20 protein-coding genes are annotated in these 22,091 nt (G+C 59.4%); 2 read left to right on the top strand and 18 right to left on the bottom strand.

What is annotated here, in order from left to right:
• Nucleotides 1-37: 37 nt before the first annotated feature.
• The 4 genes from AAZT04_RS16370 to tkt form a co-directional block, all read right to left on the bottom strand.
• Nucleotides 38-1,108, bottom strand: coding sequence for an ABC transporter ATP-binding protein (locus AAZT04_RS16370; protein WP_046372679.1), 1,071 nt, complete (start codon nt 1,106-1,108; stop codon nt 38-40).
• Nucleotides 1,101-2,870 (bottom strand): ABC transporter permease, encoded by a 1,770-nt coding sequence (locus AAZT04_RS16365; protein ID WP_020828532.1) that lies wholly within the window; start codon nt 2,868-2,870, stop codon nt 1,101-1,103. Before AAZT04_RS16365 ends, AAZT04_RS16370 begins: the two co-directional genes overlap by 8 nt.
• 82 nt (nt 2,871-2,952) lie before the next feature.
• Entirely contained in the window at nt 2,953-4,008 is a 1,056-nt protein-coding gene (locus AAZT04_RS16360) for an ABC transporter substrate-binding protein (RefSeq protein WP_369982361.1), read from the bottom strand.
• 353 nt (nt 4,009-4,361) lie between these two features.
• Nucleotides 4,362-6,356 (bottom strand): transketolase, encoded by a 1,995-nt coding sequence (tkt, locus tag AAZT04_RS16355; protein WP_020828025.1) that lies wholly within the window; start codon nt 6,354-6,356, stop codon nt 4,362-4,364.
• Nucleotides 6,357-6,594: 238 nt separating this feature from the next.
• On the opposite strand from tkt, the gene AAZT04_RS16350 reads away from it, so the two are divergent.
• On the top strand, nt 6,595-7,347 hold the full coding sequence (locus AAZT04_RS16350; RefSeq protein ID WP_020828534.1) for a M48 family metallopeptidase: 753 nt from the start codon (nt 6,595-6,597) through the stop codon (nt 7,345-7,347).
• Between the two features lie 39 nt (nt 7,348-7,386).
• On the opposite strand, the gene AAZT04_RS16345 is transcribed toward AAZT04_RS16350, so the two are convergent.
• From AAZT04_RS16345 to AAZT04_RS16280, 14 genes are all read right to left on the bottom strand, one after another.
• A complete protein-coding gene (locus AAZT04_RS16345) occupies nt 7,387-9,027 on the bottom strand; it encodes a thiamine pyrophosphate-binding protein (protein WP_217331556.1) in 1,641 nt (546 codons plus the stop codon).
• A gap of 52 nt (nt 9,028-9,079) precedes the next feature.
• Nucleotides 9,080-10,549, bottom strand: coding sequence for an aldehyde dehydrogenase (locus AAZT04_RS16340; protein WP_020828536.1), 1,470 nt, complete (start codon nt 10,547-10,549; stop codon nt 9,080-9,082).
• 15 nt (nt 10,550-10,564) lie between these two features.
• A complete protein-coding gene (locus AAZT04_RS16335) occupies nt 10,565-11,359 on the bottom strand; it encodes an aspartate dehydrogenase (protein ID WP_115058061.1) in 795 nt (264 codons plus the stop codon).
• 17 nt (nt 11,360-11,376) lie between these two features.
• Nucleotides 11,377-12,171: an SDR family oxidoreductase gene (locus tag AAZT04_RS16330; RefSeq protein ID WP_020828538.1), complete on the bottom strand. Its 795-nt coding sequence runs from the start codon at nt 12,169-12,171 to the stop codon at nt 11,377-11,379.
• The gene (locus tag AAZT04_RS16325; RefSeq protein WP_434680976.1) at nt 12,168-12,986 is read right to left on the bottom strand and encodes an alpha/beta fold hydrolase; all 819 of its coding nucleotides are present in this window, start codon (nt 12,984-12,986) and stop codon (nt 12,168-12,170) included. The genes AAZT04_RS16330 and AAZT04_RS16325 overlap by 4 nt, the downstream gene beginning before the upstream one ends.
• Complete coding sequence (locus tag AAZT04_RS16320; RefSeq protein WP_020828540.1) at nt 12,986-13,510, bottom strand: cupin domain-containing protein; 525 nt, start codon at nt 13,508-13,510, stop codon at nt 12,986-12,988. The genes AAZT04_RS16325 and AAZT04_RS16320 overlap by 1 nt, the downstream gene beginning before the upstream one ends.
• A gap of 33 nt (nt 13,511-13,543) precedes the next feature.
• On the bottom strand, nt 13,544-14,806 hold the full coding sequence (locus AAZT04_RS16315; protein ID WP_046372673.1) for an MFS transporter: 1,263 nt from the start codon (nt 14,804-14,806) through the stop codon (nt 13,544-13,546).
• A 24-nt stretch (nt 14,807-14,830) separates the two neighbouring features.
• Nucleotides 14,831-16,042 (bottom strand): NAD(P)/FAD-dependent oxidoreductase, encoded by a 1,212-nt coding sequence (locus tag AAZT04_RS16310; protein WP_434680973.1) that lies wholly within the window; start codon nt 16,040-16,042, stop codon nt 14,831-14,833.
• The gene (locus AAZT04_RS16305) at nt 16,039-16,980 is read right to left on the bottom strand and encodes a VOC family protein (RefSeq protein ID WP_434680971.1); all 942 of its coding nucleotides are present in this window, start codon (nt 16,978-16,980) and stop codon (nt 16,039-16,041) included. Before AAZT04_RS16305 ends, AAZT04_RS16310 begins: the two co-directional genes overlap by 4 nt.
• A gap of 168 nt (nt 16,981-17,148) precedes the next feature.
• Nucleotides 17,149-17,943: an IclR family transcriptional regulator gene (locus AAZT04_RS16300; RefSeq protein WP_020828544.1), complete on the bottom strand. Its 795-nt coding sequence runs from the start codon at nt 17,941-17,943 to the stop codon at nt 17,149-17,151.
• 24 nt (nt 17,944-17,967) lie between these two features.
• Complete coding sequence (locus AAZT04_RS16295) at nt 17,968-18,723, bottom strand: SDR family oxidoreductase (protein ID WP_048760018.1); 756 nt, start codon at nt 18,721-18,723, stop codon at nt 17,968-17,970.
• A complete protein-coding gene (locus AAZT04_RS16290) occupies nt 18,720-19,763 on the bottom strand; it encodes an aromatic ring-hydroxylating oxygenase subunit alpha (RefSeq protein WP_041414935.1) in 1,044 nt (347 codons plus the stop codon). The genes AAZT04_RS16295 and AAZT04_RS16290 overlap by 4 nt, the downstream gene beginning before the upstream one ends.
• Before the next feature lie 20 nt (nt 19,764-19,783).
• Nucleotides 19,784-20,092, bottom strand: a complete 309-nt coding sequence (locus AAZT04_RS16285) for a recombinase-like helix-turn-helix domain-containing protein (protein WP_044553351.1) — start codon at nt 20,090-20,092, stop codon at nt 19,784-19,786.
• Between the two features lie 2 nt (nt 20,093-20,094).
• A complete protein-coding gene (locus tag AAZT04_RS16280; RefSeq protein ID WP_020828548.1) occupies nt 20,095-20,412 on the bottom strand; it encodes a non-heme iron oxygenase ferredoxin subunit in 318 nt (105 codons plus the stop codon).
• Nucleotides 20,413-20,807: 395 nt separating this feature from the next.
• Here AAZT04_RS16280 and AAZT04_RS16275 point away from each other — a divergent pair, with 395 nt between their 5' ends.
• Nucleotides 20,808-22,055 (top strand): MFS transporter, encoded by a 1,248-nt coding sequence (locus tag AAZT04_RS16275; RefSeq protein WP_434680968.1) that lies wholly within the window; start codon nt 20,808-20,810, stop codon nt 22,053-22,055.
• Nucleotides 22,056-22,091 lie beyond the last annotated feature (36 nt).

Genomic DNA, 22,091 nt, shown 5'->3' with positions numbered 1-22,091 from the left:
CCAACCGCGCCCGCCACAGGCGCGGTTATTGTTGAAGCTAGGCCTTGGGGAAAATCCACAGGTGCTCTGCCGGTAAGGACAGCCGGCAAAGCGTCTGTCCACGCACTTCGGTGCCATAAGCCCGCACCACGAAATCTTCAGCAACGGTGCGGAACAGGTATTCCCAACGATCGCCCAGGTACATGCTGGTCAGCAGTGGCAACTCCAGTTGGTTGCCCTGGGGATCCTCACCCAGGCGCACGCGTTCTACCCGGATCACCGCCGTGGCTTCATCGCCAACCTTTACCCCTGCCCCTGCCATGCCCCACAGCGCCCAATCTTTCCCTTCGATGCGCGCCTTGCCCTCGCTCATCTCGGTGATTTTGCCGAACAGGCGGTTATTGCTGCCCATAAACTCGGCGGTAAACAGGGTCGAGGGGGAGCCGTACATTTCCTGCGGCGTGCCCTGCTGTTCGATCTTGCCGTTGTTGAGCAACAAAATGCGATCGGAAATGGCCATCGCCTCGTTCTGATCGTGGGTCACCATCAGCGCCGACAAACCCAGCTTGATAATCAGTTCACGCAGGAACACCCGCGCCTCTTCGCGCAGCTTGGCATCCAGGTTGGATAGCGGCTCATCCAGCAGGATCACCGGCGGGTTGTACACCAACGCCCGACCAATCGCCACGCGCTGCTGCTGGCCGCCGGACAGCTGATGCGGATGGCGTTTGCCCAGATGCCCCAGTCCCAGTTGATCCAGCACCCCTTGCACCCGCTGGGTAATTTCCGCCGTGGAAACTTTGCGTAATTTCAGTGGATAGGCGACGTTCTCAAACACGGTTTTATGCGGCCACAGGGCATAGGACTGGAATACCAGCCCGAGGTTGCGCTCCTCCGCCGGGATCTCGCTGCGCGCAGTGCCGTCGTACACCTTATTGCTGCCAATGATAATGCTGCCCTGCGTTGGCTTTTCCAGCCCGGCGACCGCCCGCAACAGCGTCGTTTTACCGCTGCCCGACGGCCCCAGCAGCGAAACCACCTCGCCGCGCTTGAGCTGCATCGAAACGCCTTTCAGCACCGGGTTGTCACCGTAGGTCAAATGCAGGTTCTCTACCGAAAGTTCAATCATGTAATTTCACTCCAAAGCGCAAGGCGATCCCCAGCCCCAGCACCACCAGCAGGATGTTAATGAAGGAGAGCGCGGCCACGATATCAATGGCACCCGCCGCCCACAGCGAAACCAGCATCGAACCTATGGTTTCGGTGCCTGGAGACAACAGGTAAACCCCGGTGGAATACTCTCGTTCGAAAATCAGGAACATCAGCAACCACGAGCCGATCAGGCCGTAGCGCGACAGCGGAATAGTCACGTGACGAGTGATCTGCCCACGGGAGGCACCGGCACTGCGCGCCGCCTCTTCCAGTTCAGGGCCGACCTGCAACAGCGTCGAGGAGATCAACCTCAGGCCGTAGGCCATCCACACCACGGTATACGCCAGCCAAACGCTGAAGATGGTGCTGCGCAAAGAACGTAGCCAGACAATCAGGTTTTCCCGCAGCCATTCGGCGACCGGCAGGGCCGATAACCAGCCCTCTTTCAGCGACTTGTCCAGCCACATCGGCAGGAACAGGAACACCCAAAGGAACGCCAGCCCCGCCAGCAAACCCGGCACCGCACGCGGTACCAGCACGCTGTAATCGAGAAAACGGGTAGCACCGTCGGGTTTGCGATGCATGGCAATGCCGATGAACAGATAACAGACTACCGCCAGAGCACCGCCGATCACCCCTATCGCCATCGAGTTGACGATCGCTCGCAACAGATTGGGTTGCTGCCAGATGGTGCGGAAGGTATTGAGCGACAGCTCGTCCCAGATAGAAACACCCACGCCCCAGTTGGAAATAAAGGCACGCAGCACCACGCCAACCAGTGGCACACCTATGGTCACCGTCAGCCAAAACACCACCACCGCACCGGCGACCCAGCGCCATTTGCCCAGCGGCAGCGCCCGCGCCTGCGACGCCTTGCCCTTGACGGTGACGAAACGGTTGGCGGTACGCATCAGACGGCGCTGCAACATTACCAGCGGAATGGTGATGCAAATCAGCACCACCGCCACTGCCGCCATCAGGTGGTAAGACGGCGTGCCCAGCTTGTTGGTCAGTTGATACAGGTAGGTCGCCAGCACCAGGTTCCCTTCCGGATCGCCCAGCACCAGCATCAGGCCGAACACCTCCAGCCCGAGAAAGAACAGCAATACGCCAGCATACAGAATCGAAGGGCGTACCATCGGCAAGCTGACGGCCGTCATGACCTGCAAGGGCGAAGCGCCTGCCGTACGAGCGGCCTCCTCCACGTCGGAGCCGACGCTGCGCAAGGCCGAGGAAATATAAAGATAAGCGTGCGGTACGTGGGTTAATCCGGCAATGACCACAATGCTGGCCATCGAGTAGATATTCCAGGGCACAAAGCCCAGCAGCGATTCCGCCCATAGCGAGAAGAAGCCGACCGGCCCGGCGGCCACCACGTAGCCAAAGCCCAGCACCATCGGTGAGACAAAGATCGGCACCAGGATCAGCGGTTCAATAAACCGACGACCGGGCAAATCGGTTCTGACCATCAAAAAGGCCAGAATACCTCCCAGCGGAATGGCGATCACCACTAAGCCAAAGGCCAGGATAAAGCCACTTTTCAGCGCCTTGTAAAAGTCGGGATCGGTAAAAATAAACTCGAACGCCTCAAGGCTAAAAACCTTGGAGGGCGAAAAAAAAGGTGCGGAGAGAAAACTTTGAATCACGATAAATGACAGCGGCACATAGATAACCAGCGCGGTTATCACCACCACCAAGCCACGCGGCAGGCTCTGCCACTTTCTGCGCCATGTATTCATAATCTATCCCAATGGTTGTAAACATCGACCACCAAAGGGCGCGCGCCTCCCTGGCAGACGCGCGTCCGGAGCCTGTCCTAATTTATTTTGCCGCGGCGGTACGCCATTGCTTGATGTAGTCCAGCCGTTTGGCCGGCTGCAGGTACTCCAACAGGCTCTCGTCCACCGGAATAGGCTTCAGCGCGTTGCCAAGCATTTTGGTCATGCCGTCGATGTCGTTTTTGCCTTCAATGTCATTACGGATAGAGGGAATATCCGCCTGGTTGGCGAGAATGCTCTGGCCCTTTTCCGACAATACGTAGTTAAGCCAAAGTTTTGCCGCGTTGCTGTTGGCAGCCTCTTTGCTGATAAAGGACACGCGCGACAGCACCAGGGTGTAATCTTTCGGGTAAGCGATGCCCAGAGAAGGGTCAGTTTTGGCGCGGGCTTCGGCGTAGGAACCCAGAATGTTGAAACCAATCAGGTTTTCACCGGACGATACCCTTTCCATCATGGTACCGGTGGACGACTGCACGGCCAGACCGCCTTTGGCAACGTCAGCCAGCGTAGCAAAATAGTTCGGGTCGGCCTTGAAGTCCTGCACCGACAGCATGAAGCCCAACCCTGATTTTTCAATGTCATAGGTCGTGACTTTCTTTTTAAACTTGTCGGTTTGACTGGCGATCAGCTTTGCCAGCGCAGCGTGCGAGTCCGGCACATCCCCCTGCGGGATCAGCCGTTTGTTATAAATGAAGACCACCGGCTCATAGGTGGTGCCGTAGGCTCTCTCTTTCCAGACCGCCCACTTGGGCAGTTGGCCCTGTTCCGGCGAGGCGTATTCTTGCGCATAGTCGGTTGCCAGCTTCAGCGCGGTATCCATCGACGAACTCCACACCACGTCACCGCTGGTGCCACCCGCCGCCTGTTCGCTGATATAGCGGTTATACAGCTCGGTGCTGTTCATGTCGTTGTATTCGACCTTAACGCCCGGATACAGCGCTTCGAACCCCTGAATCAACGGTCCTGCGGCTTTGGTATCCGTGGTGGAATACACCACTACCTTGCCCTCTTTCTTCGCGCCATCCACAATTTTCTGATAGTCGGCTGGATAGCCTGCAGGGAACTCAGCGTAAGCAGGCACTGCACCCAGTACCGCCATCGCCACCACCGACGCGCCGATTCTTGTTAACATAATCAACTCCTGGTTACATTTAATAAACTAAAAATTAACATATAGTTAATAAGTGTTCTTAAGCAACGCCGTTGATTTTTTATCTTCGTATTTTGTGAGGTTGGGCGATTTTTGGGCAAGAAAAAGCCCGGCAAGATGCCCGGGCTCAGATTGATGACAAAGTCCTTTGCAGTTAAAAATTCCGATCTGGGGACGAATAAAAACAAAGGATTATGTCTTCAGATTTACCCCAAACAGCCGAAAACCACGTTTTTCGGCTGTTTGTCATTAGACTAAGCCCGGCAAGGTGCCGGGCCTGGGGTAATGCGACGCGAGATGCCTTATTTCAGCAGTGCCTGCGCCTTGGCCACCACGTTATCCACGGTGAAGCCGAACTCTTTGAACAGTTGCTCTGCCGGTGCCGACTCACCAAAGGTGGTCATGCCCACGATAGCGCCGTTCAGGCCCACGTACTTGTACCAGTAGTCCGCGATACCCGCTTCCACCGCCACGCGGGCAGTGACCGCCGCCGGCAGCACGGACTCACGGTAAGCCGCGTCCTGCTTGTCGAAGGCGTCGGTAGACGGCATCGAGACCACGCGCACCTTGGTGCCCGCCGCGCTCAGCTTGTCTGCCGCTTCCACGGTGATGCCCACTTCCGAACCGGTGGCAATCAGGATGACGTCCGGCGTACCGGCACAGTCCTTCAGCACGTAGCCGCCGCGGTAAACGTTGGCCAGCTGCTCCGCGGTACGCGGCTGCTGGGTCAGGTTCTGACGCGAGAAAATCAGCGTGGTCGGGCCGTCATTGCGCTCGATGCCGTACTGCCAGGCAATCGCCGATTCCACCTGGTCACACGGACGCCAGGTGCTCATGTTCGGGGTCACGCGCAGGCTGGCAATCTGCTCAACCGGCTGGTGCGTCGGGCCGTCTTCGCCCAGACCGATGGAGTCGTGGGTATAAACGAACACGTTGCGGATTTTCATCAGCGCCGCCATGCGCACCGCGTTACGGGCGTATTCCACGAACATCAGGAAGGTCGCGGAGTACGGCAGGAAGCCGCCGTGCAGCGCGATGCCGTTGGTGATGGCGGTCATGCCGAACTCGCGCACGCCGTAGTGGATGTAGTTACCCGCCGGATCAACGTTCAGCGCTTTCGAGCCGGACCACATGGTCAGGTTGCTTGGCGCCAGGTCAGCAGAGCCGCCGAGGAACTCAGGCAGCACCTTGCCGAAGGCTTCCAGCGCGTTCTGCGAGGCCTTGCGGCTGGCGATGTTGGCCGGGTTGGCCTGCAGCTGCTCGACGAAGGCTTTGGCGTCGGCTTTCCAGTTGGCCGGCAGTTCGCCGTTCATGCGGCGTTTGAACTCGGCCGCCAGTTCCGGGAAGGCCTTGGCGTAGGCGGCGAACTTGTCGTTCCAGGCCGCTTCTTTCGCCTTGCCGGCTTCTTTGGCGTCCCACTGGGCATAGATGTCCTGCGGGATTTCGAAGGCGGCGTATTTCCAGCCCAGGGCTTCGCGGGTGGCGGCCACTTCGGCGGCGCCCAGCGCAGCACCGTGCACGTCGTGGGTACCGGCCTTGTTCGGGGAGCCGAAACCAATCACGGTTTTGCACATCAGCAGGGACGGCTTGTCGGTGACCTTGCGGGCTTCTTCAATCGCGGCCTTGATGGCATCCGGGTTGTGGCCGTCCACGTGACGCACTACGTGCCAGCCGTAGGCTTCAAAGCGCTCGGCGGTGTTGTCGGTGAACCAGCCTTCCACGTGACCGTCGATGGAGATGCCGTTGTCATCGTAGAACGCGGTCAGTTTGCCGAGCTTGAGGGTACCGGCCAGGGAACAGACTTCGTGAGAGATGCCTTCCATCATGCAGCCGTCGCCCATAAAGGCGTAGGTGTGGTGGTCGACCACGTCATGGCCCGGGCGGTTGAACTGCGCAGCCAGGGTGCGTTCGGCAATGGCGAAGCCGACGGCGTTGGCGATGCCCTGGCCCAGTGGGCCGGTGGTGGTTTCCACACCAGGGGTGTAGCCGTATTCCGGGTGACCCGGGGTTTTGGAGTGCAGCTGGCGGAAGTTTTCCAGCTCGCTCATCGGCAGGTCGTAGCCGGTGAGGTGCAACAGGCTGTAAATCAGCATGGAGCCATGGCCGTTGGAGAGGACGAAGCGGTCACGGTCAGCCCAGTGCGGGTTGGTCGGGTTGTGGTTCAGGTAGTCACGCCACAGGACTTCGGCGATGTCCGCCATGCCCATAGGTGCACCCGGGTGGCCGGAATTTGCTTTTTGTACGGCGTCCATGCTGAGTGCGCGGATGGCGTTGGCAAGCTCTTTACGAGAGGACATGTTTTACTCCAGGTCGGATTAAAAAATCAGTCAAGTTTTCTATTTTCTCAGACTCCGCATTAAAACGGCAATCCCTAATACCAAATGAGAGCGAGTTCACAACTTATTAGCACAATTGGTCGGTTTTTCGGAATAACACTATTTTCCCGATTGTCGGCGTACACTAGTCTCAAGCGGCAAGATTTCCCTAAACTAAAATGACACGACCCCCTTGTTACTCTCACAGGAAAATGGCTTTATGAAGATCCGTACCTCTTTGATTGCATTAAGCATTGCCACTTTGGTAAGCGGCTGTCAAAACCTGAACACCGATACCCTGATGCAGTCTGGCGCGCAGGCGTTCCAGGCCGCGACGCTGAGCAATAACGACGTAAAAATCCTGAGTGATAAATCCTGCGCAGAGATGGACAGCAAGGCACAAATCGCGCCGGCCGACAGTACCTATGCCAAACGCCTGAACAAAATCGCGGCGGCGCTGGGAGATAATATCAACGGCACGCCGGCCAACTATAAGGTCTACGTCACAAAAGACGTGAATGCCTGGGCAATGGCCAACGGCTGTATCCGCGTTTACAGCGGGCTGATGGACATGATGACCGACAATGAAGTGGAAGGCGTGCTGGGCCACGAAATGGGCCACGTGGCGCTGGGCCATACCCGCAAAGCAATGCAGGTCGCTTACGGCACCGTGGCATTGCGTACCGCAGCGGCCTCGACCGGCGGCATCATAGGTTCGCTGTCGCAGTCACAGTTGGCGGATATGGGCGAGAAGCTGGTTAACGCTCAGTTCTCCCAAAAACAGGAAAGCGAAGCCGATGACTATTCGTTCGATCTGCTGAAACAACGCGGCATCGACCCGAACGGCCTGGTCACCAGCTTTGAAAAACTGGCTAAAATGGAGGCCGGCCGTCAGAGCAGCATGTTCGACGATCACCCCGCTTCCGAAGCGCGCGCACAGCATATTCGCGAGCGCATCGCAGCAGGCAAGTAAAACACAACGCCCGGCAGATGCCGGGCGTTTTTCATTTCATCAGTACAATGTCTTTTGCGGTGGCCCGGCGAAGGTTAGCGGCCCGATGCTGTTCATATCCACTTCCACCACCGACGGCCCCGGATAATTAATCGCTTCCGCCAGCACGCCGTTGAACTGCGCCGCGCTGTCCACTTTCCACGCCTTCAGCCCCATCGCCTCGGCAACCTGGGTAAATGCGGGAGTGTGCAGTTCGTTATAATACTGACGGCCGGCAAAATACTTGTCCTGAATGCCCCGCATCACGCCGTAGCCGCCGTCGTTCATGATCAGCAGGGTTATATTGGCCTGCTCCTGCGCCATGGTTGCCAGTTCGCCCAAGCCTAACGCCAGCCCCCCGTCCCCGACCAGCCCCACCACCTTGCGCTGCGGGTTGGCGATCGCCGTGCCAATCGCCATTGGCAGGCCCATTCCAATCGCTCCGGCCAGCGAGTGAATGTTGCAAAGCGGCGAAATGGCGCGGAACAAACGGCTGCCCCACACGCTGCCGGAAACGGTGATATCACGCACCAACAGACCGTCCTGCGGCAACGCAGCGGCGATGGCGTCGTTCAATTTTGCATACTCTCCCGACTGCTGGCGCAGCGCACTTTCCGCCTGCTGTATCGCCGTGGCTATCTCGGCATCCCACTCGGCATTCACTTTTTCACCCGGACTCAAACGAGCAGCCAGCGCGTTAAGCAAGGCGCCGCAGTCACCGTTGATTTGCTCGTCGGCCAGATAGTTGCGGTTGGCCGCCGCCGGATCGATATCAATTTGAACCAGCGGGCGCGGCAGCGGCAGCGTCCAGGTACGCGTCTCATTGCTGCGCAAGCGTGAACCGGCCACCAGCGTCAAATCACACTGCGTCAGGATCGCCTCAATGCTCGGTGAGTTATGGAACGCACGCAGGCTGCGCGGATGACTATCAGGCAGGATACCGCGCCCATGGGTGCTGGAGATCACCACCACGCCTGCATCCGCCAGTTTGCGTACCGCATCGGCGCAGGCCAGCGCACCGCCACCCAACCACAGCAATGGGCGTTTGGCCTGTTTCACCCGCTGATACAGGCGCTCAACCGCCTCGTCACTAGCCGCAGGCAGCGGCGCAGGCGCCACGGGCTGGCTCAGCACCGAACTGGAAACCAGGCTACTTTGAATATCGATCGGGATCTCGACCGCCACCGGGCCACAAGGCACCGTCTGCGCATCGAGGATAGCCCGTTGGATCACGGCCACCGCCTGTTCCGCTGAGTTGACCCGATATGCGCGTTTGGAGCAGGCGCGCAGGAAACCCAACTGATCGCGGGTCTCATGAATGAACCCGGCGTCGGCATCCAGATAGGCCTTCTCCACCTGGCCGGTAATGTGCAGCAACGGCGTGTTGGCATTCAGCGCTTCGATCATGGCACCGACCGCATTGCCGGCCCCCGCGCCCGTGCTGGTCAAGGCTACGCCCAGACCGGAGAAACGGCCGTGGGCATCGGCCATGGTGACCGCGCCCGCTTCGCCACGCGCCGGTACGAAACGGATGTTGCCACGTTGCCCTACCGCATCGGCAATCGGCAGATTATGAATCGAAATGATGCCGTACATCGCCGACACCTCGTACTGTTCCAGAGTCCGGGCTATCGCCTCACCAACCGTTATTTTATCGCTCATCATCTGCCTTCTTATTGTGTTCGTTGTAGGGGTTACGCACCGTCGCTCAAAGCTAATCGCTCCAGCGGTTCGCCTGATGGCTCAGCGCCAGGTAAAGGCTTTTCTGCTGCATATAGGCCTTGATGCCGTGCAGACCCTTTTCGCGGCCCAGACCGCTCTCTTTGAAACCGCCGAAAGGCGTAGAAATAGAGAATGTTTTGTAGGTGTTGATCCACACGGTGCCGGTTTCCAATTGTTCCGCCAGCGCCATCGCCCGCGGGAAATCCCGGCTCCAGATCCCGGCGGCCAACCCGTACACCGAATCGTTGGCTTGCTCGATCAACTGTTGCTCGTTATCGAACGGCAGCGCCACCAGTACCGGGCCAAAAATCTCTTCCTGGCAAGCGCGGGCACGGTTACTCAACCCTTCGATAATCGTTGGCAGGTAATAGCTGCCGCCGGCCAGCAGCGGATCGGCCGGCGCTTCGCCGCCTATCACCACCCGGCCGCCTTCTTGCTGCGCAAGAGCCACATAATCCGCCACGCTTTGGCGATGCTTGTCGTTAATCAGCGGGCCGAGATGCACGCCCGGCGTCAGCGGATTGCCGACCCGCAGCCCGGCCGCCAGTTCACTCAGGCGCGCCAGCAGCGGCTGGTATAGCGAGCGGTGCACAAACAGCCGCGAACCGGCAATGCAGGCCTGGCCGGCGGAGCTGAAAATGCCGTAGCAGATCCCGCGAGCCGCCTGTTCCAAATCGGCGTCCTCCAGCACGATGGTCGGTGACTTGCCGCCCAGCTCCAGCGAGGTAGGGATCAGCTTCTCGGCGGCGATATGCGCCAAATGGCGACCGGTATTGGTCCCCCCGGTAAAAGAAATCTTTTTCACTAACGGGTGACGCGCCAGTGCCTCGCCAATCACCGAGCCTTTGCCCGGCAACACGCTAAGCAGTCCGGCGGGCAGGCCTGCTTGCTCAAACAGTTCCGCCAGTTTTAGCGCCATCAGCGGTGTCGCTTCGGCCGGTTTGAGGATCACCGCATTGCCCGCCGCCAGTGCGGGGGCCACCTTTTGCATCTCACTGGCGATCGGCGAGTTCCACGGCGTAATGGCCGCGATCACGCCCAGCGGCTGATACTGGCTCAGCGTCATGATCTCCGCGCTGCGCTGGGTCGGCAGTTCGCCCTCCAGCACCTCGCAGGCAGCGGCAAAGTAGCGAGCCGTCGCCGCCGCGCTGGCCACCAGCCCACGGGTTTCCGCCAGGGGTTTGCCGTTGTCGCGGGTCTGCAGCTGCGCCAGCTCTTCCAGTTGCGCCATAATCAGGTTGCTGACGCGGTACAGAATGTTGGCTCGCTGATGCGGCACCAGCCCACGCCACTCGGGGGCCCGCCAGGCGCGTTCCGCCGCGGCTACCGCATCATTGACGTCTTCAATACTGGCGGCACGCAGCCGCGCATTCACGCTGCCGTCGGCCGGGAACTGCGAGGCCATTTCATCGCCACGCCCTTCGCACCAACGCCCAGCCACAAAAATCTTTAACCTTTCCATACTCGCTCCTGCCGTTCAGGCAATAAAACCACCGTCGATCAGACGGCGGCAGGCTTGTACCGCGCTCAGCGCCGCCAGGGTTGATGTCTTGGGATTGCTTGCCAGCGGGTTGCCGCTCAGCTCAATGTGAAACTCACCGAAGTTGCCGCACACCTGCAGCCGGTGGGTATTGCGTCGGGTCGCGGGATCGACCAGCAACCGCACCCGGGTGGCGTCCATTCCCAGGCCGTTGAGCGCAATGGTCGCCGCCACATTGGCGTTCGCCGGGAATAACCGCGCCGCCTCCCGCGCCGAGCCTTCGAAAAACACCTGCGCCTCGCTTACCGCATCGAGATCAATCAATTGCTCTGCCATACTGCCGCGCCAGCTGGCCGGACTTTTACACGCCTGATAAGTGACGCTGTCCAGACCGCCCTCACGTGCTGACGCCAAGCCGTCCATGCCCGCCACCGCACCGGACAGCACGATCACCTGGCCCCGATGCTGCCGACAGGCTTGCTGCAAACGCTGCTGCAACGCGGCATCCGCTAACGCGCCGGTAGAGATCACCGCTAAAGGCCAACCGCGCGTGACCACCGCCTCACCGAACTCCGCCACCGCCTGCTGGCTGGCGCACTCCAGCACCAGATCCGGTTTTTCAGCACAGTGGTCGGGGTGGGTCAACGCCTGCACCTGGCCACCAAAGGCGTTGGCAATCGCCGCATGATGAGCCGCACGCGCGACAATCCAGCCAACGCTCACCCCGTCCGGCAGGCGGGACAGCACCTCTGTGGCCATTGCGCCGTAACCAATCATCATGATCTTCTTCATCTTTTCAGCCTCTGCGGTTAAAGATGGCGGTTAAAGCCGCCGGAGACGTCCAGCGCGGCCCCGGTGGTAAAGGACGCCAGAGGCGAAGCCAGGAACAGCAGCGCCCGTGCCGGCTCCTGCGGTTTCCCCAGGCGTTTCATCGGGATGCCGCGTCGTTCGGCAATCGCCGCCGTCCACTGCTCCCAGCTTTGATCTTTATCGCTGCGCTCGTCGAAGCGGCGGCGCCACTGGCCGGACTCCACCATGCCCAACAGGATCGAGTTGACGCGAATGCCCTTGTCCACCAGCTCTTTCGACAGCGTCAGCGTCATGTTGAGCAGTGCCGCACGCGCCGCCGAGGTGGCGATCATGTGTTCTTCCGGCTGCAAGGCCAAAAGCGAATTCACACAGGTGATGGAAGCGATATCCGAACGCTCCAACGCTGGCAAAAATGCCTGCACCGGGTTAATCACGCCGAACAGCTTTAGCTCCGCCTCATGCAGCCAGGCGGTACGCGGCGTTTGATCAAAATGCGCGACGAACCCCTGGCCGGCGTTGTTGATCAACAAATCTACGCCGCCGAAGCGTGCAGTCACCTGGGCGGCAAACTGCGTTACCTGCGACTCATCCAGCACGTCGCAGCACAGTGCCAGGATCTCCGCCTGCGGAAACTCATGGCGCAGGCTGGCTTCGGCACCGGCCAGTTTGTCCGGATTGCGGCCGCAAAATGCCACCTTCGCGCCTTCCGCCAGCAGCAGACGCAGGGTTTCGAAACCGATGCCCGACGAACCGCCGGTGACCACCGCGACCCGTTTCTCAAGCTGAAAATTCATGGTTGAATTGCTCCCGTAAAATCCTGCAGATAGCGGTTAAATTGCCCCGACGCATCGAGATAGCTGGCATGCCCGGCCCCCTCAATCAGGCGCAGTGCCGCGTCCTGCTGTTGCGCCAGCACCGCCGCCGCTTCCGGTGGCGTGATCCGATCGCAGTCACCGCACCACACCTGCAACGGGCCGCGGTACTGCGCCAGATAGCGGCCGATATCGTCGTTGGCCAGCATCCAGGCGGCATTGAGAAAACCCTCGGGATCCAACTGCTGCATGCCGTTGCGTACCCAGGCAATATCTTGAGGATCCGCACCTTCACGCAGTAACGCCGCCGCCCGCTGCTCGCCGTAGCCCTGCGGCCCAAGCTGCTCAATCATCTGTTTTCTCTGGCTATAAACCTGTTGGCGTTTCTCCAGCGGTGCGTTGGCGTAGCCCTGCGCCGGATCCGCCAGCACCAGCCCACATAATCCGTCGGGATAACCGGCAGCATAGGCGCTACCGATCAAGGCGCCGAGCGAGTGGCCGACGATCAGCGGTTGCTCCAACTGCAAGTGCGCCACCAGCGCCGCCAGCGCGGCGGCGTAGGCGGCGGCATCCGGCTCGCTGACCGTCAGCGGCAGGCTGCCGCCGTAGCCTGGGGCGTCCCAGGCCAGCAAGCGATGACCGTCGGCCAGCCCCGAGTCATTGAACTGCTTGATCCACGAGGCCGAACCGGAACTGATGCCGTGCAGCAACACCACCGGGCGACCGTGACCCGCCTCGCGCCAGCTCAGGGTAAACTCCCCGCAGCGCGCCTGCTGACGTTGCGCCAGGCCGTTCATCAGTTGCGTTTCACTTTGGATAACGGGTGATCCGCCGGGTAGGTCGGGGTTTCCGGTTTGGCAGTGCCGAGCATCACGCACATCAATGCCTCTTCTTCGCCGTGGTTGAACAACCCACGGTAGACTCCGGCCGGCACCGAGATCAGATCGCGCTCTTTCAGCTTGGTTTCGTAATATTCGCTACCGTCCTGGATCATCAGCGTGATGCTGCCCTTCAGCATAAAGAACACCTCTTCCACGTCATCGTGCAGGTGCAACGGGCCCTCGCACTTCGAAGGCAGCACCATGGTGGAGAAGGTGAAGTTGCCTGCCGGAATGGTATTGGTATCGCTGGCTACCCCGGTGGCGCCGGTACCGATGTAGCGCATCTGCGCACGGCGGTATTTCGGGTCGTAATCGGCCTGGAACTTCAACGCGTTCCAGTCATATTTACGGCCTTCAAAGCGGGCGATACGCGATTCCACCCAATGCTCAATCGATTGATCCTGCGGCTTGACGCCGGCTTGCTTCTCAACCTGGGACATGTTGTAACTCCTCTGTTGAATCAAACGGTTAAATCAATACTTCTTCAGCAACGGCAGCAGAATGATGCAGCCGATCAGGGCCATCACCACCAGGAACAGCAAGCCGTTATCCATGTTGCCGGTGGCGGCGATCAGTGCCCCCATCAGCACCGGTGCCAGCGCACCGGCAAAATTGCCCAATCCGTTAAAAATACCGCCGGCGGTGGCGCTGACCTTGCTGCTGGTGGCTTTCGCCAGCAGGGCAAAGATGTTTGGCGCACCGGCCCCCCACATAAAGGTGCTGAAAGCCATGGCGGCGATCACGCTGTAAGTGCCCTGCAGTTGCAGCACCACGGCCAGCCCCAGCCCGGCGCCGCACAGCGAGACAAAACAGGCCAGCGCGCGACGATCCAGCTTGTCCGACAGCCAGGCGCCGACCACTTCGCCCAGCAGCATGGCGATAAACGGCAGCGATGACAGATAACCGGCGTGCTCCAGATGAATACCTTTGCCCTTGATCAGGTAGCTCGGCAGCCAGCCGTTCATGCCCCACAGGTAGGTCAGGAAGGCGATGTTAAACAGGCAGATCATCCAAAAATGTGGATTGCGCAGCAGTTCATGGCGATGCTGTTTACGTTCGGCAATAGCCGGTTTGGAAACGCTAGCCGCCGCGGGGCGTGACACGTTGAGATGACGCATGCCGAACAGCACCAGCAGCATCACCGGCAGCGTCAGGAACGCCATAAAGAAGAAGGTGGTCTGCCAGTCAAAGGTGTTAAGGATGTACAGCGTAACCGGGAAGCCGAGCGCGGCGCCCAATGGCGTACCCAGCAGCCACAACATGGTGGCGCGTGCCTGCAGGCGCTGCGGGAAGGCCTGGCGAATGATGGCGTAGGCCATTGGCAGCAGCGGACCTTCGGCAATGCCGAGCAAAATGCGCAGCGTCATCATGCTGTGATAAGAGCGTGTCATGCCCATCAGCACCATCAGTACGCCCCACACCACCATCATGCCAATCAGCACCTTGACCGGGTTCAAGCGGTCGCCAATTCCGCTCAGCAACATCGAAGAGATGCCGTAGGAGAACAAAAACGCGCTCATCAGCAACCCCAGCCGCGCCGGGTCAAAACTGATGCCCAGCGCCTGCTGGAATTCAGTATCGGAAAACAGTGCCGCGATGCTGATCTTGTCGAAAAACGCCAGCAGCACGCAGGCAAACAGCGCGATGGGCACCGACCAGCGCACTCGTTGCTGCGGATTTTCGGCAACAGCATCCCCCACCCGTTCAGCGCGGGCGTCAATCTCTTGCGTAGTCATGAAACGCTCCCGAGGTTACGGGCGTTATTTCAACGCCATCAAAGAAAACTCCGCATCCGCCAACTGCAGCGGTTCCAGCACGCGCCCACTGGCCAGCCAGCGTTTGCCCAACTTGATGGTACGAGCGTCGTTAAACGCCACCATTTGCACCAACTGACGATCGGCATTTAACGTAAAGAACACCTGCGATTGCGGCGTACGCCGCACCACATGGTGCACGCCACCGGTCGGCACGCCGAGGATCTGGATATTGGCATCGTATTGATCCGACCACAGCCAGGCCACGTCATCGTAAGGGGCGGCAAAGGCGTCCAGCATCGCGCAAGCGGTGCTGATCGCCTGATTCTGCGCATAGGCCCAGGACTGCAGGCACAGGCCCAGCGTCGGGTGACGCGCCACGTCGCCGGCGGCGAAAATCGCCGGGTGGCTGGTGCGCCCCTGGCCGTCAACCACGATCCCCACGTCAATCTTCAGCCCGGCACTGCGCGCCAGTTCCAGATTCAACTCGACGCCGATCCCCACCACCACCAGATCAAACGGCTGAGGATCGCTGACGCCGCTGCCGATCCAGGCGCTACCGTCACGATCTTCCAACTGAATGTCACCGCAGCCGCAGTGCAGGGTCACGCCCTGCTGTTGATGCAATTCCAGCAGCGCTTGGGAGACATCCGCGCCTACACTGCGCATGCACAGCGCCGGCTGGCGTTCAAAGACCGTCACGTCAGCACCGAGGCGCCGCGCCGAAGCGGCAATCTCCAGCCCAATCCAGCCACCACCGACGATCGCCAGTCGACGGCATCCTTGCAGCGCCTGACGCAGCTTCGCCGCATCATCCCAGGAACGCAGCGTCATCACCCGAGGGTGACTGGCCCAACGGGCGTCCGGCAGGCGCGGTCGGCCACCGGTGGCAATCAGCAGTTGATCAAACTGCAGCTGCCGACCGTCGCTGAGGCTGACGATTTGTTTTTTTGCATCAATGGATTCGGCACGTAACGGCCGGCACCAGTTGAGATTCAACCCGGCGACCACCTGTTCGCTGAACAGTCGGCTGAGCGGCGCTTCGCCGTCCAGCAACGCCGCCTTGGAAAGCGGCGGACGTTCATAAAAGTCATAGGGTTCGTCGCTGATCACCGTCAGTCGGCCCGCATAGCCACGATCGCGCAGCGTTTTCGCCGCCCAACCGCCAGCCTGGCCACCGCCGATAATGACGATCCCCGCCGCTTCTGGCTGGCTCATAGCGCCTCCGGTTTTTTCTGCTGGCGGCGCGTATCGTGGTCGATCCCCCCTTCCACCGCCCACTCGGTGAACGACACCAGCGAGTGTTCCAGCTCGCGCGGCTGCCAGTTTTCAGTCAGATAGTCATCGTTGGTGTAGTACTCAAACGCGCCGCCAGTCGGGCTGTTGACGTACCAGAAATAGGCTGAGGAAATCGGATGGCGACCGGGGCCGATAAAGGTGCTCCACTTCTCTTTGTTCATGGCGATACCGCCGCCGATCACCTCGTGGATGTCGCGCACGGTAAAAGCTACGTGATTCAGGCCACGTGGACGATTCGGCAATTTCAGCAGGAACAGGTTGTGATGCCCGCCGCGCGCCTGAGTGCGCAGGAACACTGCCCGATCGATATAGCGATCCGAGACCTGGAAGCCCAGTACCTCACGGTAGAAACGTTCGGTGGCGGCCAGATCTTCGACGAAAAACACCACGTGGCCAATATTGATCGGCTGTGCCTGTGCATATACCGGGCTGGGCTGATCGATGCGGCGCACATCACCCCATTGGTTGATTGGTGATACCGGTAAATCGACTTCGCGCTGTTGGCTGACGCTAAAGCGCAGCGTCATACCGTTCGGATCGATACACTCCAGCTCTTCCCCCACCTGACGGAAGCCCGGCATCTGCGCCAACAGCGGCTGCAAAGCGGCCAATTCCGCCGGGCTGCCCACGCCCCAGGTCATGCGGCGCAGAGTCGAACCGCCCTCAAAAGCCGCCGGCAAGGTCTCGCTCTGCAACGGATGCAGCACCACGCGCGCCCCACTCAGGGTGGTGAATTCACGTTGACGTTCGCCCCAGTGCTGTTGTGCCGCCTGCAGGCCGAAGTCCTGCATGAATTTTTCGCAGGTTGACAGATCTTCGACGCCAAATTCCAGTTTTTCGATTCCGATTACGCTCATTGTTGTGCCTCACGTTCTCGCTGAATGCGGTTTTCAGGCATGACAAACCCCGGCCCCTGTTTGCCATGAGCCTTATCCCTGCCTGATTCATTGGTAGGGGACGAATACAGTCGCCCCGATTAATGCGAACGCAGCTTGCAGCCCCCTACGAAAACAAGGGGTTGTCAGTTAGCCGACGTTAGCCTGCGGCGGCGCGCCCAGAAAGCCGGAGATTTTCTCTGCGGCGTCACGCACTTCCATACGCAGCCGTTCGCGATCTGCTTTTGGGATCTCATCGAACGGCACCATAATGCTGACCACTGCCTCGACCCGCTGCTCGCGGTTAAAGATTGGATAGACGATCGAAGAGATACCATGGCGGAAAAACGACTCGCCAATCACATAGCCGCGCGCCTTATCCTGCTGCACCATCTGCCACAGCGCTTCACGATCTGCCGGGGTCCCCGGACCGCTGCCCGGCAGTTGTTCCTGCGGATAAAGCTGGTCGAATTCGTCGCGGGTAGCGCTGGTCAGCAGCATGCGGCCCAGTGAGGTTTGGTGCACCGGCAGGCGGGTGCCGACGCTGACCTGATTGATTTGCGAACCGGCGGCGCTGACGCGGGCGATGTAGATCACGTCGCGCTCATCACGGATCGCCAGATGACTGCTGCACTGGCTGCGATCGCGCAGTTGCTCTATCACCGGCTGACCGGCCTGGGCAACGTCCAGAGAAGCGATATATTCAAAGCCGAGGCGCAGCACTTTGATACCCAGCGCAAAGGTGTTGGTCCGTGGGTTGCGCTCCAGAAAACCCAGATGCTCCAGAGTTTGCACCACGCGATAGGCGGTAGCCTTTGGCATGTCGACCAGGCGATGCAATTGGGCAAAAGTCATTTCCTTATGCTGCTCGCCAAACGCCAGCAACAGTTGTAACCCGCGATCCAGTCCTGGGATCAGATATTTACACGCTTGATCGTCCGCCATGTGCTGCTCCTGGCTAAAGGTTGATTAGTTAAAAACAAAGCCGCCGTTAACCGGCAACAGTTGGCCGGTCACGAAATTCGCCAACGGCGACAGCAGGTAGAGCACCGAGCCATTAACGTCGTCAGGGTGCTGTGCCCCGGCCAATGCACGCCCTTGTTCGTACAGTTGATGACGCTCGGCGGGCACGTATTCGGTGGCCTCTACCCGCGTCAGTCCCGGTGCGATTGCGTTCACGCAAATCCCCTGCGGACCCAGTTCACGCGCCATTGAGCGGGTCATGGAGATGATCGCTCCTTTGCTGGCCACGTAAGCCATCAGGCGCGGTGCGCCCCACAGTGCGGTATCCGAAGCCACGTTAACGATCTTGGCATGTGGGGTTTGCGCCAACAGGGGTACCGCTGCCTGACTCACCAGCCAGGTACCGCGTACGTTGACCTGCATCACCCGATCCCACAGATCGATATCGTATTCCATCATGGTTTTGCCACCGACGCCGGTAGCCAGCGCGGCGTTGTTCACCAACCCGTCGATCGCACCGCCTTCGGCAATGGCGTTGAATGCCGCGCTGATCGACGCCGGTTCGGCCAAATCGATCACCTGCGTTTCAACCTGTGCGCCCTGCTCGCGCAGGCTGGCGGCGCTGTCTGCCAGTTCATCCGCCAGAATATCGCACATCACCACTCTGGCACCGGCCTCGCTGATGGCTGCGGCGAAACTCCGCCCCAGCCCGCGCGCCGCGCCGGTCACCACAATACGTTTTCCCGTCAGCAAGCCGTTCACTGCGCCGCCTCCAGCTCACTGAGCTTCGCCAGTTGCTTCTGCGCTTCTTTTTGCATCATGCGGCGCAAGCGAGACAGCCCCACATCATGCTGATACAGATACTCGCGGCCACGCGCGTTCGGGGCCATATTTTCTAGCACGATACGATCCTGCTCCAGTACGTCCCAGTGCAGCGATTCCAGGCGGTTGCGATACATAAAGCGCCACATGTCACGCTGCCAGTCTTTCACCTTACGGATACGCCAGAAGAACACCCGGCAGTGATCCTTATCTTCCGGCACCACCATGCCGATGATCCAGAAGTGACCACCCGGCCCGAAGCGCTTTTTGTACGGGATCGACAAACGCATCCAGTAGGCGCCGCTGCTGCCAAACTCCACCCAGTCAAAGTTAACGCCGATCTGACCATTCTTCTTAAAGATGAAACCGTTGTCGGTCGGCTCCAGCGCCATGTCCGCCTTGCGATCCCCTTCCGCCATCGAGTGCGAGGACGAATGCAGGTAGGTGCCGTGCATCGGATCCATCACGTTTTCCAGCGCGTACTGGTAATTGCAGTCCCAACTGGCGGTGCACAGGAAGTTGCTGTAGGCAGCTTCGTCAGCCAGTTCCGGCGGGAAGGTTAATTCAGCCGGCTCTTCATCCGCCGTCACGCCGAAATAGAGGAACACCGCACCGTAGGCCTCTTTGGCTGGGTAAGAGCGCAGGCATTTCTGCCCCACCAGCGGACAACGATCGACCGCCGGCACGTCTTTGACCGTACCGTCGCCGCCCACTTCCACGCCGTGATACCAGCAGGCGATGCGATCGCCCAGGTTCCAGCCCATGGAAAGGCGCGCACCGCGATGCGGGCAGCGATCTTCCAGCGCATGGATCGCGCCGTCGCCGTCGCGCCACACCACAATCTGTTGCTCCAGCCGCGTAATGCCCACCGGGTTATTGCCGATTTCCCAACTGGCCAGCACCGGATACCACATGCCGCGCAGCCCCTGGTCGAGATAGTCCTGTAAGGTTTGTGCGGAGGATGTTGTGTTTGCTGTCATTGTCTTCTCCCGGATGCTGCTCAGAAACCGTTAACGTGAAGGAATTCGCGGAACGCCGTCTCATTCCACGGCTGGCCATTGCGATCGAACAGGCGACGCTGATTCAGGGCGCTAACGATCTGCTCCAGCTCTTCTGCACCCTGATCGAAGATCTCTTCCAGTGCCGTGACCAACGCGGTCTCGAAACCGTCGGGTACGCGAGCGCGGGTTTGCCAGATGACGTTCTGAAATTGGCCCGGCTGATGGATTTGGCCATTGCCGCCTTCGCGCGCCGGGATCACCTGTTGGGTGTCCGGCAGCCAGGGATTGAAATCGGTGATGTGCTGCATGATTACTCCTCCGCAATAAAGGTGATTTGGATTTGATTGTCGATCACCCGGGTGGCATAGGTTTGCAGATCGCGGCCGCCTGGCTCACGCAGGCATTGGCCGGTACGTACGTCGAACAATGCTTCGTGCAACGGGCATTCGACCTTGCCGTCATCAACAAACCCCTGGCTGAGCAAGGCATAGGCATGTGGGCAAACGTCTTCCAGCGCGTAATAGTTGCCGTCGATCAGATACACCCCGACCTCTTTCCCTTCCACGTTGGCGGAGAAAGGAAAATCTTCTTTCACCTGAGACACTTCACACACTTTCGTCCAGCTCATTGCTTTTGTCCTCTATCTGATTGTTTCATATATGAAACTCAGTTTCTTATTTAATACACTCACTATAAGTCTGGTGAAACTTTCGTCAAGAGAGCAAAGCGGCAATTGTTAATGGAAAGTTGTTTAAACATGACAAATGCGGGAAGGATCACGAAAAAATGCACCGATATGAAAAACTGATGAAATCTGTGCTTTCTATCACTAATTCATGGATAAAAAGACGTTGATCTGGCTGATGCAATGCGAGTAAAAGTGCTATCTCGCTGTCTGAAACACCCTTTTTGATAACAATAAATTTACATAAAAACGACTCAACCCTGCTTTTCACCACTGTGAAATCAGCGGGTTAGTTTACTGCTGTCTAAATTCGTTATTCGCCCACCAAAGGAGCGTACATGGAGCGCATTGTGCATCAACGTCAACGCTGGTTCGGGGTAGTGGCCCTGCTGTTTCTGATCGTCATCGCCTATGCCGATCGGGTCAATATTGCCGTGATGCTGGTCAACCCCGACTTCTTGCAACAATTTCAGCTCGACGGTAACCGTGCGCATCAGGGCATGCTGATGACGGTGTTTTTGCTCGGTTACGGGCTTTCCGCCATGCTGCTGACGCCCTTTCTGGAAACCCTGATGGGCTATCGCCGCGCGCTGACGCTCAGCATTGTGCTCTGGGCGCTACTGACTGCCGCCTCACCGCTGGCGGGGTCGTTATTGCTGCTGTTTGCGGTACGCGCACTGCTTGGCGTCAGCGAAGGGCCGCTGTTCTCATTGAAAACCATGTACATCGGCGATCACTTCGCCGCCGATGAGCGCGGTAAACCCAATGCCGTCAGCACATTGGGCGTTTCTCTGGGCCTGGTGATTGGCTTTCCACTGGTCAGTTTCCTGATGGCGCACTTCGGCTGGGCGGTCTCTTTCTATCTGCTGGCGCTGATCAACCTGCTGCTGGGGCTAGCGCTGGTGCGGTTGTTTATCCATCCGCGCTCGTTACCGCCGAGCGCCGTCGATCCTCAGCCGGTTCTTAGCCGTGTCTGGCACACCTTCGCCCTGGCCTGGCATACCCCGATGCTGGGTTGGATCATGCTGATCGAGATCGCGACCCTGAGCTACCTGTGGGGCTCCAGTTCCTGGCTGCCGGCTTACCTGACCGACGAGAAAGGATTCTCCATCAAACAGATGGGCTGGATGGCTTCGCTGCCGTTTATCGTCAGCATCGCCTCCAAATATCTCGGCGGCGTGCTGCTTGACCGCATTCGCCCCTATCAGGCACCGTTGATTTTCGCCTTTGGCGGTGCGGCAACTGCGTTGTGTATCTATGGCGTGATGCACAGTCATCAGCTCGGCTGGATTGCTTTCTTCCTGCTGGCGGCCAATGCCTGCTGGGGGGCTCAGGGGGCGGCGATCCCAACCCTGTTGCAACATTATGCGCAGCCGCAGGCGGTCGGCAGCGCCTACGGACTGATTAACGGCATCGGCAATATGTTCTCGGCGTTTGTGCCGATGATTATGGGCATGGTAATGGCTAGCCAGGGCAAGGTGTCTTCAGGATTTGCGGTGCTGATGGTGTCGCAGCTAGTAACGCTGTTGGCGGGCTGTGTGCTGTGTGGCCGGATGCGGATGACGCGAGAAGCCAGGCGGGCGTAAAGCAGTCGGGGCGCACATGCGCCCCGATCCGTATTT

The sequence above is a fragment of the Serratia sp. Je.1.23.a genome (assembly GCF_051129805.1).
GTDB lineage: Bacteria > Pseudomonadota > Gammaproteobacteria > Enterobacterales > Enterobacteriaceae > Serratia > Serratia liquefaciens.
The sequence above is the reverse complement of the archived record's forward strand: the minus strand, read 5'-3'. Positions and strand labels throughout refer to the sequence as shown.

Coding starts and splice junctions, on each gene's coding strand:
- AAZT04_RS16315 (WP_046372673.1), bottom strand. CDS start 14,806: ATGACTACGCAAGAGATTGACGCCCGCGCTGAACGGGTGGGGGATGCT.
- AAZT04_RS16320 (WP_020828540.1), bottom strand. CDS start 13,510: ATGTCCCAGGTTGAGAAGCAAGCCGGCGTCAAGCCGCAGGATCAATCG.
- AAZT04_RS16300 (WP_020828544.1), bottom strand. CDS start 17,943: ATGGCGGACGATCAAGCGTGTAAATATCTGATCCCAGGACTGGATCGC.
- AAZT04_RS16290 (WP_041414935.1), bottom strand. CDS start 19,763: ATGACAGCAAACACAACATCCTCCGCACAAACCTTACAGGACTATCTC.
- AAZT04_RS16350 (WP_020828534.1), top strand. CDS start 6,595: ATGAAGATCCGTACCTCTTTGATTGCATTAAGCATTGCCACTTTGGTA.
- AAZT04_RS16340 (WP_020828536.1), bottom strand. CDS start 10,549: ATGGAAAGGTTAAAGATTTTTGTGGCTGGGCGTTGGTGCGAAGGGCGT.
- AAZT04_RS16370 (WP_046372679.1), bottom strand. CDS start 1,108: ATGATTGAACTTTCGGTAGAGAACCTGCATTTGACCTACGGTGACAAC.
- AAZT04_RS16325 (WP_434680976.1), bottom strand. CDS start 12,986: ATGAACGGCCTGGCGCAACGTCAGCAGGCGCGCTGCGGGGAGTTTACC.
- AAZT04_RS16305 (WP_434680971.1), bottom strand. CDS start 16,980: ATGAGCGTAATCGGAATCGAAAAACTGGAATTTGGCGTCGAAGATCTG.
- AAZT04_RS16280 (WP_020828548.1), bottom strand. CDS start 20,412: ATGAGCTGGACGAAAGTGTGTGAAGTGTCTCAGGTGAAAGAAGATTTT.
- AAZT04_RS16330 (WP_020828538.1), bottom strand. CDS start 12,171: ATGAATTTTCAGCTTGAGAAACGGGTCGCGGTGGTCACCGGCGGTTCG.
- AAZT04_RS16335 (WP_115058061.1), bottom strand. CDS start 11,359: ATGAAGAAGATCATGATGATTGGTTACGGCGCAATGGCCACAGAGGTG.
- AAZT04_RS16285 (WP_044553351.1), bottom strand. CDS start 20,092: ATGCAGCACATCACCGATTTCAATCCCTGGCTGCCGGACACCCAACAG.
- tkt (WP_020828025.1), bottom strand. CDS start 6,356: ATGTCCTCTCGTAAAGAGCTTGCCAACGCCATCCGCGCACTCAGCATG.
- AAZT04_RS16310 (WP_434680973.1), bottom strand. CDS start 16,042: ATGAGCCAGCCAGAAGCGGCGGGGATCGTCATTATCGGCGGTGGCCAG.
- AAZT04_RS16365 (WP_020828532.1), bottom strand. CDS start 2,870: ATGAATACATGGCGCAGAAAGTGGCAGAGCCTGCCGCGTGGCTTGGTG.
- AAZT04_RS16275 (WP_434680968.1), top strand. CDS start 20,808: ATGGAGCGCATTGTGCATCAACGTCAACGCTGGTTCGGGGTAGTGGCC.
- AAZT04_RS16345 (WP_217331556.1), bottom strand. CDS start 9,027: ATGAGCGATAAAATAACGGTTGGTGAGGCGATAGCCCGGACTCTGGAA.
- AAZT04_RS16360 (WP_369982361.1), bottom strand. CDS start 4,008: ATGGCGGTACTGGGTGCAGTGCCTGCTTACGCTGAGTTCCCTGCAGGC.